Source organism: Pseudomonas hefeiensis, from assembly GCF_030687835.1.
Taxonomy (GTDB): domain Bacteria; phylum Pseudomonadota; class Gammaproteobacteria; order Pseudomonadales; family Pseudomonadaceae; genus Aquipseudomonas; species Aquipseudomonas hefeiensis.
This window is the reverse complement of record NZ_CP117449.1, coordinates 3,295,655-3,312,088: the sequence shown is the minus strand read 5'-3', so window position 1 is coordinate 3,312,088 and position 16,434 is coordinate 3,295,655. Positions and strand designations below refer to the sequence as shown.

The 16,434-nt window shown below is 60.7% G+C and carries 14 protein-coding genes and 1 pseudogene; 13 read left to right on the top strand and 2 right to left on the bottom strand.

The annotated features are described in order from the left end of the window. Nucleotides 1-23: 23 nt before the first annotated feature. The 3 genes from PSH57_RS14625 (at nt 24) to PSH57_RS14615 (ending at nt 2,804) form a co-directional block, all read left to right on the top strand. Nucleotides 24-641 (top strand): TRAP transporter small permease subunit, encoded by a 618-nt coding sequence (locus PSH57_RS14625; protein WP_305383640.1) that lies wholly within the window; start codon nt 24-26, stop codon nt 639-641. Then, a complete protein-coding gene (locus PSH57_RS14620) occupies nt 642-1,922 on the top strand; it encodes a TRAP transporter large permease (protein WP_305383639.1) in 1,281 nt (426 codons plus the stop codon). Nucleotides 1,923-2,024: 102 nt separating this feature from the next. Then, nucleotides 2,025-2,804, top strand: coding sequence for an SDR family NAD(P)-dependent oxidoreductase (locus PSH57_RS14615; RefSeq protein ID WP_305383638.1), 780 nt, complete (start codon nt 2,025-2,027; stop codon nt 2,802-2,804). A 43-nt stretch (nt 2,805-2,847) separates the two neighbouring features. Here PSH57_RS14615 and PSH57_RS14610 read toward each other — a convergent pair whose 3' ends face one another. Continuing rightward, a complete protein-coding gene (locus tag PSH57_RS14610; RefSeq protein WP_305383637.1) occupies nt 2,848-3,729 on the bottom strand; it encodes a LysR family transcriptional regulator in 882 nt (293 codons plus the stop codon). Between the two features lie 152 nt (nt 3,730-3,881). On the opposite strand from PSH57_RS14610, the gene PSH57_RS14605 reads away from it, so the two are divergent. The 10 genes and pseudogenes from PSH57_RS14605 to PSH57_RS14560 all read left to right on the top strand — a co-directional run bounded on the left by PSH57_RS14605 (nt 3,882) and on the right by PSH57_RS14560 (nt 15,280). Continuing rightward, a complete protein-coding gene (locus tag PSH57_RS14605) occupies nt 3,882-5,090 on the top strand; it encodes an MFS transporter (RefSeq protein ID WP_305383636.1) in 1,209 nt (402 codons plus the stop codon). A 226-nt stretch (nt 5,091-5,316) separates the two neighbouring features. Beyond that, nucleotides 5,317-6,336 carry a LacI family DNA-binding transcriptional regulator gene (locus tag PSH57_RS14600; protein WP_305383634.1) on the top strand — a complete coding sequence of 340 codons (1,020 nt, stop codon included), beginning with the start codon at nt 5,317-5,319 and terminating at the stop codon, nt 6,334-6,336. After that, nucleotides 6,320-7,325 (top strand): annotated as a pseudogene (locus tag PSH57_RS14595) (ABC transporter substrate-binding protein). The gene PSH57_RS14600 and the pseudogene PSH57_RS14595 overlap by 17 nt, the downstream one beginning before the upstream one ends. 48 nt (nt 7,326-7,373) lie before the next feature. Further along, entirely contained in the window at nt 7,374-8,195 is an 822-nt protein-coding gene (locus tag PSH57_RS14590; protein ID WP_305390388.1) for an ABC transporter permease, read from the top strand. Then, nucleotides 8,192-8,986, top strand: a complete 795-nt coding sequence (locus PSH57_RS14585) for an ABC transporter permease (protein WP_305383632.1) — start codon at nt 8,192-8,194, stop codon at nt 8,984-8,986. Before PSH57_RS14590 ends, PSH57_RS14585 begins: the two co-directional genes overlap by 4 nt. After that, nucleotides 8,983-10,014 (top strand): ABC transporter ATP-binding protein, encoded by a 1,032-nt coding sequence (locus tag PSH57_RS14580; RefSeq protein ID WP_305383630.1) that lies wholly within the window; start codon nt 8,983-8,985, stop codon nt 10,012-10,014. The genes PSH57_RS14585 and PSH57_RS14580 overlap by 4 nt, the downstream gene beginning before the upstream one ends. Before the next feature lie 25 nt (nt 10,015-10,039). Further along, nucleotides 10,040-10,870, top strand: coding sequence for a phosphodiesterase (locus PSH57_RS14575; protein ID WP_305383627.1), 831 nt, complete (start codon nt 10,040-10,042; stop codon nt 10,868-10,870). Between the two features lie 178 nt (nt 10,871-11,048). After that, a complete protein-coding gene (locus tag PSH57_RS14570) occupies nt 11,049-12,368 on the top strand; it encodes an OprD family porin (RefSeq protein WP_305383618.1) in 1,320 nt (439 codons plus the stop codon). A 185-nt stretch (nt 12,369-12,553) separates the two neighbouring features. Continuing rightward, complete coding sequence (locus PSH57_RS14565; RefSeq protein ID WP_305383617.1) at nt 12,554-13,027, top strand: (2Fe-2S)-binding protein; 474 nt, start codon at nt 12,554-12,556, stop codon at nt 13,025-13,027. A gap of 12 nt (nt 13,028-13,039) precedes the next feature. Beyond that, nucleotides 13,040-15,280, top strand: a complete 2,241-nt coding sequence (locus PSH57_RS14560) for a xanthine dehydrogenase family protein molybdopterin-binding subunit (protein WP_305383616.1) — start codon at nt 13,040-13,042, stop codon at nt 15,278-15,280. A gap of 44 nt (nt 15,281-15,324) precedes the next feature. Here PSH57_RS14560 and PSH57_RS14555 read toward each other — a convergent pair whose 3' ends face one another. After that, nucleotides 15,325-16,233 carry an AraC family transcriptional regulator gene (locus tag PSH57_RS14555; RefSeq protein WP_305383613.1) on the bottom strand — a complete coding sequence of 303 codons (909 nt, stop codon included), beginning with the start codon at nt 16,231-16,233 and terminating at the stop codon, nt 15,325-15,327. Nucleotides 16,234-16,434 lie beyond the last annotated feature (201 nt).

The window sequence follows — 16,434 nt, the reverse complement described above, 5'->3', positions numbered from 1 at the left end:
CACGTTTGCGGAGAACCCCATCCATGCAACGCACTGAATCTTTTGCTATCCGGCTCGTGAACAGCATTGCCAGGCTGAGCGCCTGGCTGGGCGGTATTGCCCTGATGGGCACCGCACTGATGATCGGCATTGACCTGATCCTGCGCAAAACCATCGGCCTATCCCTAGGTGGTGCTGACGAAATAGCTGGCTATGTCCTGGCCATTGTCAGCACCTGGGCCTTTCCCATCGCATTGTTAAAACGCTCCCATATCCGGGTGGACATCGTCTACTCGCGCATGCCCCTCAAATTCAGGACCTCCCTGGACCTGCTGGCGTTGAGCTGTATGGCGCTTTTCGTCGGCACCGTGCTGTTCCACGCATGGGACGTGCTGTGGGATTCCATCCAGTACCGCTCGACTTCCACCACACCGCTGCAAATCCCGCAGTGGGTACCTCAATCCGTCTGGTTCGCCGGCTACCTGTTCTTTGCCCTGACCATCGGGGTGCTGGGCTGCGCCAGCGTAATCCAACTGCGCCAGCAACGATGGGCATCGATCGGTGCACTGATCGGCATCAATTCCGTCGAGGAGGACATTCAAGAAGAAACCCACCGTCCCGCACCAGGGCACACAACGACCCCGTCGAATGGAGCGCACTAAATGCTCGCCTTTACCCTCTTCACCCTACTGGCCCTGCTTGGCTTGAGCGTGGCTGCGGCGGTCAGCGTCGGCTTGCTGGGCCTTTCGTTGTCAGCACTGTTCTCGACACTGCCGCTCAGCAACGCCATAGGCGAAATAGCCTGGAGCACTAGCGCCGAATTTTTGTTGGTCGCTATCCCGCTCTACATACTCATGGGCGAGTTACTGGTGTGCTCGGGCGTCGCCGGGCGCATGTACGGTGCCGTCGCCAAGTGGCTTTCCTGGCTGCCCGGTGGCTTGATGAATTCGAACATTGGCGCCTCTGCACTGTTCTCGGCAACCAGCGGCTCCAGCGTGGCGACCGCCGCCACCATCTCGACCCTCGCCCTGCCGGAGCAGGAACGAAAAGGCTACCCTGCCCCGCTGTTCCTTGGCTCGATCGCCGCTGGCGGTACACTCGGCATTTTGATTCCGCCCTCGATCAACATGATTCTGTTCGCGCTGATCGCCAATCTCTCAGTGCCCAAGTTGTACTTGGCGGCTACGATCCCGGGCATCCTGCTCAGCTTCATGTTCGTGTCGATCATCGTGTTGGCGTGCCTTATCCGTCCCGATTTGGGCGGCAAAAAGGAACACTCGACCTGGGCCGAACGGCTGGACAGCCTTCCAGACCTGCTGCCGCCGCTGGCCATCTTCGCCCTGGTGGTCGGCGCCATCTACAGCGGCTTTGCGACCGCCAGTGAATCGGCGGCCTTGGGGGTCATCGCCGCGTTCGCCCTGGGCCTGTGGCGTCGCGCCTTCACCTGGCAAAACCTGGGGCAGGCCTTTGAATCCACCATGCGCACGACCGGGATGATCATTTTCATCACTCTGTCGGCGTTCTTCCTCAACTTCGTGCTGTCATCCATCGGGCTGACATCAACCCTGGTCAGTTTCGTGACAGGCCTCGACATGTCGCCGATGGGCACGCTGCTGGCAATCATCCTGTTCTACATCATCCTCGGCTGCTTCATGGACACGCTGGCCATGTTGATCACCACCGCACCGCTGGTGGTGCCAGTCATTATCGCCTTGGGTTTCGATCCTCTGTGGTTCGGCGTGATACTCATCATCCTGTGCGAGATGGGACAAATCACCCCGCCATTCGGGATGAATCTGTTCGTGGTGCAAAGTATTCGTAATAAAGGCAAATTCCTGGATGTGGTCTACGGCACCTTGCCTTTCTGTTTCGTATTACTTGTGTTGATCGCGCTCTTGATCCTGTTTCCGCAGATCGCGCTTTGGCTTCCGCAATTTGCTTGATTCAAGCAAGGCGCTATAGGGGGCGGCAGGTGGGCGGCATTCGGAGATTGATCAGGGTGTATATATGACACCTGGCAATCACCTACAACCTCTGGAGACACCATGCCAAACCCAACCGGACAGAACCCTGTGGCCCTTGTCAGTGGGGTTGGAAGTGAGATCGGAATCGGCATGGCGATCGCGCGCAGGCTTGGCGCGGCGGGAGCCAGACTGATCATCACCGCCAGCAGTGCGCGAATCAATGATCGAGTCGCAGAACTGCGCGCCGAAGGGTTCGAAGTCGAAGGCCGGGCCCTCGATCTTACCGATGAGCATCAGGTGCGCGAGTTTATCCTGTGGGCAGAGTCCCTCTGGGGCCAGATCGATATCCTGGTCAACAACGCGGGCATGGCCATGCAAGGAAGCCCGGAGTTTTTTTCCGACTTGGAAACCATGGATCTGCACACCTGGAACCTTACGCTGGCGCGAAACCTGACCACGGCTTTTCTGCTTACACGGGCGGCGCTGCCCGGGATGCGGGCGCGTCGTTACGGGCGCATCGTCAACATCAGTTCCACTACCGGCACCCGCTGCAGTAACCCCGGTGAAGCGGCTTACAGCGCCGCGAAGGCCGCGATGGTTGGAATGGGCATGAGCCTGGCGCTGGAAGTCGCCCAGCAAGGGATCACGGTAAACAGCGTCGCTCCTGGCTGGATCACCACAGGGTCGACCACTGCCGAGGAAGCCAAGGCGGCCGGTTACACACCGATGGGCCGGGCCGGACGTCCCGAAGAGGTGGCTGCAGTGGTTGCGTTCCTTGCGTCTTCAGAGGCGAGCTACCTCACGGGCGAAGTCATCGTGGTGGATGGTGGGAACTGCCTGGTCGAGAACAAGGCTCCTTGATCTGAACAGGCTTCCCCAGGGGTTGGGACATATCGCCGATGAGTCACTTGAACAATTCACTGCTCATGAAATCAATGAACACCCGCAGTTTCGGCGCCAGGTGCTTGCTTGAAGGCCAGAGCATGCGGAAGGTGTTCTGATGCCGATTGAAGTCGTCGAGGACGGTGACCAGTTCACCGGCGGCGATGGCATCGCGCACGGTGAAATCCGGCACGCAGGCAATCCCCAATGCATCGCGCACGACGTACAGCAACGCCTCGGTGGTGTTGCACACCAGGGTGGCGGGCAGGTTGAGATCGGGCTGCCCTTCCCCGTTTACCGGCCAGACTTGCAGCCTGCCGGTACTGGGGAATTTGTATAGCAGGCAGGCATGGCGCAGCAGATCCGCCGGCACCTGCGGCGTGCCGTGTTCGGCGAGGTACCGGGGCGAACCGACCACGACGAGCTTGAACGCGCCCAACGGACGGGACATCAGCCGGGAGTCATTTGGCTCTCCGGTCCGAATGACGGCATCAAAACCTTCCTCGATGATGTCCACCAGCCTGTCGGAGAAATCTAGGTCCAGTTCGATACTGGGGTAGCGGCGCATGAAGGCCATCAGGGTCGGCATGACCAAATCTGCAACCAGGGGCAAGCTCACGCGCAGTTTGCCCCGCGGCGCTTTGCGGGTTTCCGACAGTTCCAGTTCGGCCGCTTCGACTTCGCACAGAATGCGTCGGCAACGTTCGAGGAAAAGCGTCCCTTCTGCCGTCAGCGTGATACTGCGCGTGCTGCGATGAAACAGCCGCACACCCAACCTTTCCTCGAGCCGGGCCACGCTTTTGCCCACCGCCGAAGACGAAATGCCAAGCGCCCTGCCCGCCTCTGAAAAGCTGCGGGTTTCGGCCGCGCGAACAAAAAAATCAATCCCGCTCAGTGATTCCACGCCAGGCTCCAATTGCGGACATTTTTTCCGATGTGTTGCGCACTCTAGCATTCTTGTCTCACCAAAGACGGGCACTTACCGTAGTCGGCACTTATCAATCTGCGATTGACGCGGCCATTCGGCGGGTCAAAAGCGTTCCAAGCAGGTGACACATGACGATTGCCAATACCCATATCGACGCCGATGCCGAGGTCGTTCAAGACGCTGCGCCGCTCCCCATCGGATCACTGTTCGCCCTCGCGCTGGCGGCGTTCGTGACCATTCTCACCGAAGCCCTGCCCGCCGGCCTTCTCTCACAGGTCAGCGAAGGGCTGGCGATCTCCGAAGCCCTCGCCGGGCAGTTGGTCACGGTCTATGCGGTAGGCTCCTTACTGGCGGCCATCCCTTTGACGGCCGCGACCCAAGGCATGCAGCGTCGGTCGCTCTTGCTGCTGGCCATTGCCGGTTTTGCCGTTGCCAATACGGTCACGACGCTTTCGTCCCATTATGGCTTGACGATCGTTGCCCGCTTGCTGGGTGGCGTATCGGCCGGGCTGCTCTGGGCCTTGTTGGCCGGTTATGCCGCCCGCATGGTGCCCGAGAGCCAGAAAGGTCGGGCGATTGCAATTGCCATGGTTGGCGCACCCTTGGCGTTATCCCTGGGCGTACCGGCCGGCACCTTGCTCGGTAATTTGATCGGTTGGCGGATGAGCTTCGCCATCATGAGTTTGTTCGCCGTCGCCTTGATGGTCTGGGTGCGACTCAAGGTGCCTGACTTTCCCGGGCAAACCAACGAAAAACGCCTTGCCTTGGGCCAGGTCTTCACCCTGCCGGGCGTTCGCTCGGTGTTGTTTGTGGTGCTCGGTTTTGTCCTGGCGCACAACATTCTCTTTACCTATATCGCGCCGTTCCTGATCGCGGCGGGCCTGGGCGAGCGGATCGACCTGGTTCTGCTGGTCTTCGGGGTCGCGTCGTTGCTGGGCATCTGGGTCGTCGGCGTGCTGATCGATCGCCATCTACGGGCATTGACCCTTGCCAGCACGGCGCTGTTCGCCATCTCGGCCCTGACGCTAGGCGCCATGAGCGACAGCCCTGCTGCGATCTACGTCGCGGTGGCGGCCTGGGGAATTGCTTTTGGAGGGGCCGGGACGTTGTTCCAGACGGCGATTGCCAAGACCGCCGCAGAGGCGGCGGATCTCGCCCAGTCCATGCTGGTCACGGCCTGGAACGTCGCCATCGCCGGCGGCGGGATCGCGGGAGGTCTCCTGCTCGATCATCTGGGGGTCGTTGCGTTTGCGCCTGTCCTGGTCGTTCTCCTGCTGCTGACGTTGGCGGTGGTGTGGTCTGCCAGGCAGTACGGGTTTACCGCAAGCATGCGCTGAATCTGCGCGAATACGGTGTATCAGACACATAGATGTCGGCTGTCACACCGCCTTCGCGAGCAAGCCCGCTCCCACATTTTTATCCGCGTTAGCCCGGCATGCGCCCTGGATAGCCCTCACCGATAGACATCAGTGGCTGACATCAAATTGTCATCACTGAGTCGCCGAAACGCCATACTTCCTGAGTACTGTCCTCGCCAATGAGATCGATCTCAAGCGAGTGACAATGACTGATTTGAAAGAAGTTGCACGGCTGGCAGGGGTTTCGCGGGCGACTGCGGCGCGAGCCTTTGCCTCCCCTGAAGTGGTCCGTCCGGCTACCCGGGAACAAGTCTTCGCCGCGGCGCGCCAGCTGGGTTTTCGGCCCAACCGCCTTGGTCGCCAACTGCGCCTGCAAGTGACCAAGCTGATCGGTGTCGTGGTGCCCAACCTGCTCAATCCGGTGTTCGCTGAGCAGTTTCAGGCGATGGAGCGCGCTGCGCGCGTGCATGGGTACAACCTGTTGTTGGCAACCACCGATTACAGCAGCGAGCGTGAAAGCGCGGTCGTCGAGGAGTTGTTGCGCCAGCGCGTCGATGGCCTGGTCCTCACGGTAACCGACGCCGAGAGCAACCGGGTGCTGCAAAGCCTGGACAGCGAGGACACGCCTTTTGTGCTGGCTTATCACCAACCGGGTAATCCGGATTACAGCGCGGTGTCGGTGGACAACCGCGCTGGCATGGCGCTCGCCACCCGTTATCTGCTGGAGGCCGGGCACACTCGGATTGGCATGGTCGCCGGCCCTGCCCTGCAATCGGACCGTGCTCGCCTGCGTTATGCCGGTTATTGCGAGGCAATGCATGGGGCCGGTCTCGCCAGCCTGCCGGTGATTGAAATGCCCGCCCATACCCAGGCTGACTTCGCCGCCATCGAGCCGTTATTGCATGGCCCCCAGGCGCTCAGTGCGCTGGTCTGTTCCAACGATTTGCTGGCAATCAGCTTGATCGCTGAACTGCGCCGCAACGGCTGGCAAGTGCCCCGGCAACTCTCGGTCATCGGCTTTGACGGCATCGCCCTCGGCACCCAAATGCACCCGACGCTGTGCAGTGTTGTTCAGCCCATCGAGGCATTGGCCTGCACCGTGATTGATCAATTGTTGGCGCAGATCGCTGGCGCCACCCCGGTTTCCCATTGCCTGCCCTGCCATATCCGGCCGGGCGAAAGTACTCAACCCTACGAGGAGACGCTTGATGATCCACTTGCGTAAAACCCTGGCGACACTGCTGTTGTGCGGCGCGGCCAGCCTGGCCCAGGCCGGCGAAACAGCGATTTGCTACAACTGTCCACCAGAATGGGCCGACTGGGGCACGCAGCTCAAGGCGATTGCCGATACCACTGGCGTGCAGGTTCCGCTGGACAACAAGAACTCCGGCCAGTCATTGGCGCAACTGGTCGCCGAGAAGGCCGCGCCGGTGGCGGACGTGGTGTATTACGGCGTGACGTTCGGTTTGCAGGCGCAAAAAGCCGGGGTGGTCGGCACGTATAAACCCAAGGGCTGGGAGCAGATCCCGGCGGGCTTGAAGGATCCCGACGGGCACTGGTTTGCCATTCACTCCGGCACTCTGGGCATCATGGTCAACGTCGATGCGCTGGGCGGCCTGCCCGTGCCACAAAGCTGGGCCGACCTGCTCAAGCCTGAGTACAAAGGCATGGTCGGCTACCTTGACCCGTCCAGTGCTTTCGTCGGTTACGTCTCGGCGGTAGCGATCAACCAGGCCATGGGCGGTAATCTGGATAACTTCGCGCCAGCCATCGACTATTTCCAAAAGCTGGCGAAAAACTCACCGATCGTGCCCAAGCAAACGGCTTATGCGCGGGTGCTGTCCGGGGGAGTTGCCGATTCTGGTGGACTACGACTTCAACGCCTATCGGGCGCGTTACAAAGACAAGGCCAACGTTGCCTTCGTGATTCCCAAGGAAGGCAGCATCAGCGTGCCTTACGTGATGAGCATCGTTGACAACGCCCCTCATCGGGCCAACGCCGAGAAGGTCCTGGATTTCGTTTTGTCCGAGCAAGGCCAGGCGCTCTGGGCCAAGGCGTACCTGCGGCCGGTGCGGGCGATGAAAATGCCTGCCGACGTCGCCGCGCAGTTCCTGCCCGACAGCGATTACGCCCGGGCCGGCGTGGTCAACTACGAGCAGATGGCCGCGGCGCAGGAAGCCTTTTCCGCACGTTATCTGAGCGAGGTCAAGTAAGTGACCGCCTCGGCAGTAAAAGCCCGGGACGTACGGGCGGGCTGGGCCATGGTGCCGCGCTTGCGGCCGACCGCTGCCTGGGCGCTTGCGCCGGCGGCGGCGGTGCTGTTCGCTTTCTGGTTGTTGCCGCTGGCGCACCTGGTCTTGCTCGGTGGGCAAAGTCGCGATGGCAGCGACAGCGGCTATTGGCAGGTGCTGAGCAGCGCGCAATACCTGGGCAGTCTGGCGCAGACCTGCCTGCTGGCACTGGCAACGACCCTCGCGGCGCTGTTGGTGGGCGGCTTCAGTGGGTTTTTTCTCAGTCGCCAGCGTTTCTTCGGCCGCTCGGTACTCGTCGCGTTGCTGACCTTCCCGCTGGCATTTCCCGGGGTGGTCGTTGGTTTTCTGGTGATCCTGCTGGCCGGCCGCCAAGGCTTGTTCGCAAGCCTGGGTCTCGGCCTGGTGGGTGAACGCTGGGTTTTTGCCTACTCGTTGATGGGCTTGTGCATCGGCTACCTGTACTTCTCGATTCCGCGGGTGATCCTGACGGTGATGGCTGCTTGTGAAAGCCTGGACCGTAGTCTGGAAGAGGCCGCTCGTTCACTGGGGGCCAGTCATTGGCGTGTGCTCTGTGATGTCATTGTCCCTGGCCTGGCGCCGGCATTGGTCTCCTGCGGGGCGATTTGCTTTGCCACCTCCATGGGCGCGTTCGGTACCGCCTTCACCCTGGGAACCCGGCTCAACGTGACGCCGGTGGCGATCTACAACGTGTTTACCAACTACGCCAATTTCGCCGTGGCCGCTGCGCTGTCGGTGGTGTTGGGGCTGGTGACCTGGGCGGTTCTATTGCTGGCCCGGCGGCTGGCCAAAGATTCGAGGACGGTCTTGTGAAACGCTCAACGCTGTTTGTCGGGCAACTGGCGTTTACCTTACTGGTGTGCGCTTTCATGTTGGTGCCCGTGGTGATGTCGCTGCTGGCCGGGCTGACGCGCAATTACTTCCAGGGGCTGTCCAGCGGCCTGACCTTAGACTGGCTGCTGCAAGTCTGGCAGGCGTATTCGCCGACGGTCTGGCTGTCCCTGCAACTGGCCGTCGCCTGTGCGCTGTGTGTCTGTGTGGTGGGTGTGCCGGCGGCTTACGCACTGGTACGGATGAACAACCGCTTCAGCCGCGCGTTCGAGGAACTGATGGTGTTGCCGGTGGCGATGCCCGGTCTGGCCAGTGCCTTGGCATTGCTGCTCACCTATGGTCAGTTCGGCGGGTTTCGCAGCAGTTGGTTATTCATTCTCGTCGGTCATGTGCTGTTCACCCTGCCATTTCTGGTGCGCCCGGTGATGGCGGTGATGCAACGCCAGCACCTGCCGGTCCTGGAGGAAGCCGCAGCCAGTTTGGGCGCCGGGCCGATCCGGCGCTTCTTTAGCGTGGTGGTGCCCAACTGTCGGGCAGGGATTCTTGCTGGGGTCTTGATGGTCGTCACCCTGTCGTTGGGTGAGTTCAACCTGACCTGGATGCTCCACACCCCGATGACCAAAACCTTGCCGGTGGGCCTGGCCGACAGCTATGCCTCGGCCAGGCTGGAAGTCGCCAGCGCCTACACCCTTATATTCCTGCTGATGATTGTGCCGCTGCTTGTTGCGTTGCAGGCCATCAGCGCGCGCCTTTCCCGTGGAGAAAATCGATGAGCGGAACCACTATTCACCTGAAGGGTTGTCGCAAGGCGTTCTCTGACGGCACCGTTGCCGTACATGACCTGGACCTGACCATTGATGCTGGAGAAACCCTGGCGATCCTCGGCCCGTCCGGTTGCGGTAAAACCACCACCCTGCGCCTGATCGCAGGTCTCGAGCGTCCGGACGTGGGCCAGGTATTTTTTGGCGACAGTGACGTCACCTGCCTCCCCATCGAACGTCGCGACGTGGGCATGGTGTTCCAGAACTATGCGCTGTTTCCCAATCTGGACGTGTCCGGCAACATTGTTTACGGCCTGAAAGTTCGCGGTGTGTCACCCGCCGAGCGCAACAAGCGCTGTTTGGAATTGCTGGAACTTGTCGGCTTGCAGGATCACGGCAAGCGCAGTATCCACGAGTTGTCCGGCGGTCAACGCCAGCGAGTCGCCCTCGCCCGCGCCCTGGCACCCAGGCCCCGGGTGTTGTTGCTCGACGAACCGTTGGCGGCACTGGATGCGCAGTTACGTGAACGCCTGCGCAGCGAATTGGCCCAGTTGCTACGCGGTTTGGGCATTACCGCGGTGTTCGTCACCCACGATCAGGGCGAAGCCATGGCGCTGGGAGATCGCATCCTGGTCATGGAGCACGGCCGCGTCGCGCAACTGGCCAGCCCGCGGGACATCTATCAGCAACCTGCCAACGCTTTCGTCGCCCGTTTTGTCGGCAATCTCAATGCTTTTCCGGTGATCGAGCACACGCCCCATGGCTTGAAGGTCAGTGGCGGTGAGTTGCCGTGGAATGGTGCCGACCTGCCCGCCACTGTCTATTGCCGCCCTGAGCATTTGCGGGTGATGGACAGCGAGGGACATCTGCACGGACGTCTGGTGGGCCAGTTTTTCCAGGGGGCTCAAAGCCGTCTGCTGGTGGATGTTGGCGCGGCTCAGCCTTTGCTGGTGGACAGCACCGATAGCGCGATCCACGCCCCCGGTGCCCTGATTGCCCTGGCCGTCGAGCCACAAGTGCTGTTCACCCTGTCATCGTGATCTTTGTGTTTGCAGAGGGCTTATTTTGAATCATCCGTTTCTCATCGCGCAGATCAGTGATCTGCATCTTAAAGCCGGGCGAAAACTGACTTACGGCGTTGTCGATACCCGCGCTGCGTTGCGTCGTGCGGTTGATCATTTGAACACCCAGGTACCGCGTCCCGACATCGTGGTGGTCAGTGGCGACCTGGTGGACTTCGGCCGCCCTGATGAATATGCCGCGCTGCACCCTGAACTTGCGCGCCTGCACATGCCTTGCTACCTGGTGCCTGGTAACCACGACAATCGCGAGCATTTGCGGGCGGCATTTGCCGACCACAGCTACCTGCCGATACGGGCTGACGCCCCCCTGGACTGGGTGGTGGAGGAGCATCCGATACGCCTTATTGGTCTGGACACCACCATTCCCGGTGCCCATGGCGGTCAGCTCCTGGACAGCCAATTGCGCTGGCTCGATGAACAACTGGCCTGTCGTCCCGATGCGCCGACGCTATTGGTTCTGCATCATCCGCCGTTTGTAAGCGGTATTGGCCACATGGACCGTGAACCCTTCATCAACGCGGCGGCACTGGAGCAAGTCATTGCCCGACACCCGCAGGTGGAGCGCTTGCTGTGCGGGCATTTGCATCGGCCGATGCAGCGGCGTTTCGGCGGCAGCCTGAGTTGCGTGTGCCCCGGTACCTCACATCAAATCGTCCTGGACCTACAGCCAACGGCTCCCGCACATTTCAATCTGGAACCGCCCGGGTATCTGCTGCACCACTGGCATGGGCAGGCACTGGTGACCCATAACGGCGTGTTTGGCGAGTATCCCGGACCGTATCCATTTTATGACGCTCATGGATTGATCGACTGATAACCCAGGGACTTTCACTGATGACCTGCTTTGGAGATTTAATCCCTACCCCACTCTATTCATAGAAGATTTTCTAACGAGTTATTGAACGCATCGGCCAATCATGTGATCGGCCGAGGGCTTCCTGCTGCCTTTTCACTGTGCCCGGAACAGAGGTTCCGCGCTGGAGTTCGTCCTGATGAAAGCTCTATTCAAAGTACTGAGTTTATTAACCGGCGGCGTGACTATTGTCATGAGCCCGTTGGCGTCTGCTGATTTTATCAGCGACAGTAAAGCCAACTTGAACTTGCGCAATTTGTACTTCAACAACGACAACCGTGACGGTACCGCCGCGCCCTCGAAGACTGAGGAATGGGGCCAGGCCTTCATGCTCAATTATCAGTCCGGGTTTACCGACGGCACTGTCGGGTTTGGTCTGGATGCCATCGGCTTGCTGGGTTTGAAACTCGACAGCGGCGCGGGTCGCCATGTGGGTAGCTCGATGTTTCCCAACGACGGTGACAAGGCTGCCGACCAATGGGCTCGTCTCGGCGCAACGGCGAAGATGCGCGTCTCCAAGACCGAACTGCGCTACGGCACCTTGCAACCGAAACTGCCGATCCTGGTGTCCAACGATGGCCGCCTGTTGCCGCAAACTTTCGAAGGTGGCCAAGTCACCAGCAATGAAATCGACAACCTGACGTTCACCGCCGGCCAACTGGAACACGCCACCGGGCGTGCATCAAGTGACCGCGCCGGGCTGGCCGTTGCGGGCGGCAGCCAGGAAAGCAATAAATTCACCTTTGCCGGTGGCGATTACAAACTGACCAAGGATCTGACCGCACAGTATTACTACGCCAACCTCGAAGACTATTACCAACAGCACTTCGCCGGTTTGTTGCATGTGTTGCCGCTGGGCGAATACGGCTCGCTGAAAACCGACTTGCGCTATTTCAAGACCACGTCCGATGGCAAGAACAGTAGCGCCGCCGGTCGCGCCAGTGGCTACAAACTGGGCGGCTACACCAAGGATGGTAGTGGCGAAATCGACAACGATACCTGGAGTGCGGCGTTCATTTACTCGCTGGGTGGCCATGCCATCACCGCGGGCTATCAAAGCGTTTCCGAAGACAGCAACTTTGCTCAACTCAACCAGGGTGGCCTGGTGGGTAAAGGCGAAGCCGGTGCCAGCCTTTATCTCTACACCGACCGCACTATTCAGACGTTCATCCAGGCGGGTGAGCGCACGGCATTCGCCCAGTATGCCTACGACTTCGCAGCGCTTGGCGTTCCGGGCTTAAAGGCGTCGGTGATGTACCTCAAGGGCGACAATATCCAGACCGCCAGCGGCCAGGACGCCAGTGAGTGGGAGCGCGATATCTCCCTGGACTATGTGATCCAGAGCGGTACGCTGAAGAACCTGGGTTTTGGCTGGCGCAACGCGATGTCCCGAAGTGAAGTGGCTCGCGACCAGGACCAGAATCGCCTGATCGTGAGTTACAGCATTCCGTTGATGTAAGCGCCCAGCGCTATTCAGGGCCAGGGAGTCGAACTCGCGTGAAACTCTCCTGGCTCTTTATCAGCGTTTTCCCAACGTCGGCTGATTCGCACGATTGGGCAATCATTCGCGCGGATTATGCAACCAGCCCCCTGGATTGCTTCCTATAGTTAACCAGAGCCAAACCTTCTGGAGCTGGAATCGCTATGAGCGCCCTCAACATCAATGGCCGTGAGTATACGGTCGACGTAGACCCAGGCACCCCGATTCTCTGGACCCTGCGCGACACGCTGGGCATGACCGGCACCAAATTTGGCTGCGGCGCCGCATTGTGTGGCGCCTGCACCGTTCACCTGGATGGTCAGGCCATTCGTTCCTGCGTGACGCCAATCTCCGCCGCCGAAGGCAAGAAGATCACCACCATCGAAGCAGCCACAAATGGCAGTGACCCGGTCGGCACCGCCGTGCATGAGGCCTGGGTCAAACACGACGTGGCGCAATGCGGCTACTGTCAGAGCGGTCAGATCATGAGTGCGACGGCGTTTCTCAAAGCCCAGCCCAAGGGCAAGCAACCTACGGCGGCCGAAATCGACTCGGCCATGGCTGGCAACATCTGCCGTTGTGGCACTTACGCCCGCATCCGCGCTGCTGTGGCAGATGCCGCCAAAACCCTTGCCTGACCGGAGTTCGCTATGTTGAACGAGATTTTTCCAGACGAGATTCCCCACGCTTTGCGGCACATGCTTGAACGCGATCAGGCTGACGGCCCCACCACCCTTCCCCGCCGCAGTTTCCTCAAGATCGTCGGCATCGGCGGCCTGGCCCTGGGCGCTTTTCCGCACCTGGCCCTGGCGCAAGAAGCCGATGGTGCTGCCGTAGGGCCGCTCAAACCGACTCAGCAGCCTTCGGCATTCGTACAGATCGCGCCCAATGGCGAAGTCACTGTGACGATCAACCGGTTGGAATTCGGCCAGGGCGTGCAAACCAGCCTGCCGATGATTCTTGCCGAAGAACTCGATGCCGATTGGAGTCTGGTGCGAGCCCGCAACGGCAACAGTGACGCTGCTTACCAGGATCCGATCTTTGGCATGCACCTCACTGGCGGATCCAATTCGATCAAGAACAGCTATACCCAATACCGCGAACTGGGTGCCCGCGCTCGGGCAATGTTGCTCGCTGCTGCGGCAGCGCGCTGGAACGTGGACGTGGCCAGCCTGAACACCCAGGCCGGCATGGTGCTCGGTCCTGCCGGGCGCAAAGCGAGCTACGGCGAACTGGCCGAAGCCGCGATGGCGCTGCCCGTGCCGGAAACGATCACGCTCAAGGATCCCAAGGACTTCCGCATCATTGGCCAGGCCACGACACGCATCGACTCCAAGGCCAAGAGCAGCGGCCAACAGGCTTTCGGCATCGACATGCACCTGCCGGGGCAACTCACCGCTGTCGTCGCCCGGCCGCCGGTGTTCGGCGCCCGGATCGCCTCTTTGGATGACAGTGCGGCGCGTGCAACCCGGGGTGTGAAAGCCGTGTTGCGCGTACCGCTGGACGGCGGTGCCGAAGGTGTTGCGGTGGTCGCCGACAGTTACTGGCAGGCAAAGCTGGCACGCGATGCGCTGAAAGTGGAGTGGAATGCGAACGCTGTAGAAAAAGTGGACAGCGAGAAACAACTGGTTCAATACCGGGAACTGGCCAGCCAGCCCGGCCCGCTGCATTTTGATGCTGACATGACGCCGCTTGCTACCGCGCCGCATCAACTGGACGCCGAGTTCGTGTTTCCGTACCTCGCCCATGCGCCGATGGAGCCCCTCAATTGCACCGTGCAGCTAGCCGGGGATGGCGCCCAACTGTGGGTCGGTACGCAGTTCCCCGGCGGTGATGGTGCCGCGGCTGCCAAGGTGCTGGACCTCAAGCCAGAGCAGATCAGGGTGAACGTGCAGACCGCCGGCGGTGGTTTTGGCCGGCGCGGCGTGCCCACCAACGATTCCGTCGTGCTGGCTTGCGAGGTCGCCAAGGCCGCACGCACCGCCGGCGTCAATGCCGCTATCCGCACCCTCTGGAGCCGGGAGGACGACATAAAGGGGGGCTACTATCGCCCCATGCACCTGCACCGTGCGCGCATCGGTTTTGACGACAGTGGCAAGGTACTCGCCTGGGATCACGCCCTGGTCGGACAATCCATCATGACCGGTACGGTGTTTGGTGGGCAGGTGAAGAACGGCATCGATCCTACCGCGACTGAAGGGATGCGCAATCCCTATCCGCTGCCGATGCGCCTGACAGTTCATCACCCTAAACTCAATGTGCCCGTGCTGTGGTGGCGAAGCGTGGGTTCAACCCATACGGCCTTCGTGATGGAAACGTTGATTGATGAGATCGCCCGGACGACCAAGCAGGATCCAGTGGCTTACAGGATGAAACTGTTTGGCGATCAAAGCCCACGCCATCGCGCGGCGTTGCAGCTGGCGGTGGATAAGAGCGAGTACGGTAAACGCCAGTTAGCGGCTGGCCATGCCTGGGGTGTGGCGGTGCACGAGTCCTTCAGTTCGGTGGTGGCTTACGTCGTCGAAGCGTCGGTGCAGAACGGTCGTCCGGTGCTGCACCGGGCGACCGCAGGCGTCCATTGCAACCTGGTCGTCAACCCACGCAGCGTGGAAGCCCAGGTACAAGGCGCTGCGCTGATGGGGTTGTCGATGTGCCTGCCGGGTGGCGCCGTCACCCTGAAAGACGGCGTCGTGCAGCAGAGCAATTTCGCTGACTTCAGCGTGCCGCGCATCACCGATATGCCGGAGTTTGCCGTGCACATCGTGCCAAGCGCCGAACCACCCACGGGGATGGGTGAGCCCGGCCTGCCGGCGTTGGCCCCGGCTTTTGCCAATGCCATCGCAAGTCTCACGGGCAAGCCGCTGCGTGAGTTGCCGTTCAAGTTGGCGTGACCGGTGGGGAGGCTGTCTGGTGCAATGCCAGACACGCCTCACGATCACAAGCGAATGCGCTTGATATCCCGCTGCGGCGGCGCCCCAAAGAGACGGCTGTATTCACGGCTGAACTGCGAGGCGCTTTCGTAGCCAACCAAGCCCCCGGCACTGCTCGCGTCGACGTTCTGGCTCAACATCAACTGCCGAGCGGCTTGTAGTCGCAGCTGCTTCTGATATTGCAACGGACTCATACCGGTCACGGTGCGAAAATGCAGGCGAAACGTGGAAGGACTCATGTGCGCTTGTGCCGCCAGATCGTCCATGCGCAACGCCTGGCGAAAATTCAGTTTCAGCCAGGCGACCGTTTTGGCAATGTGCTGGCTGGGTGATCCGGCAGCGATCACATGCAGCAACTGCGGCGCGTGGGCACCGCTCAACAGGCGAGCGATGATCTCTTCCTTGATCAGCGGAGCCACTGTCTCAAGCAGCGGCGGCTCCTCCAGAAGGTCTATCAAACGTCGCAGGGCGTCCAGCACCCCGGCATCCAGCGCCCGTACGGTAATCGGTCGAAACGCGTCGTCCCTCATGCGTTGTGACAACTGCATGCGCTCGGCCACCTGCATCACCATCGTGCTGTCGAATCTCAGCATCATGCCCAGGAATGGCTTGGCGACGCTGGCTTGGGAAACATGGGAAATGACCGGCAGATCCACGCACGTCACCATCGACTGGCCGGGCGCGTAAGTGAGTATTTCGTCCCCGATCATGGCTTGTTTGCGGCCTTGCAAGGTCACGCCGATGCCCAGGCCGTAGATGCAATGCATCGGCGCGGTGATTGCTTTGCGCCGATGCAGGCTCAAGCCTGTAATGGCGGTGATCTGGTCGCCCTCGCTGGGCACAAGCCGGCTGACCGAGCCGGCCAGGCGACTGATGTCGCTGGCGCTCTGGTCGCTGTTGAAATCGATGCACACATTTCACTCCTTGGAAACATCGGGCCCGCGACTTGCGGTGATGGCGAACAAGTTCGGCATCACCGCAAGTCGTTGATCAATATGGACGCAGTATGCTGGGTCGGCGGTTTGAGTCGCTTGCCTGATTGGCGCAATTTCTTGCACGATTCAACGACCCGTAGCCAGCATCAGTCACACCCAACTAGGTATGACAAGATGTTT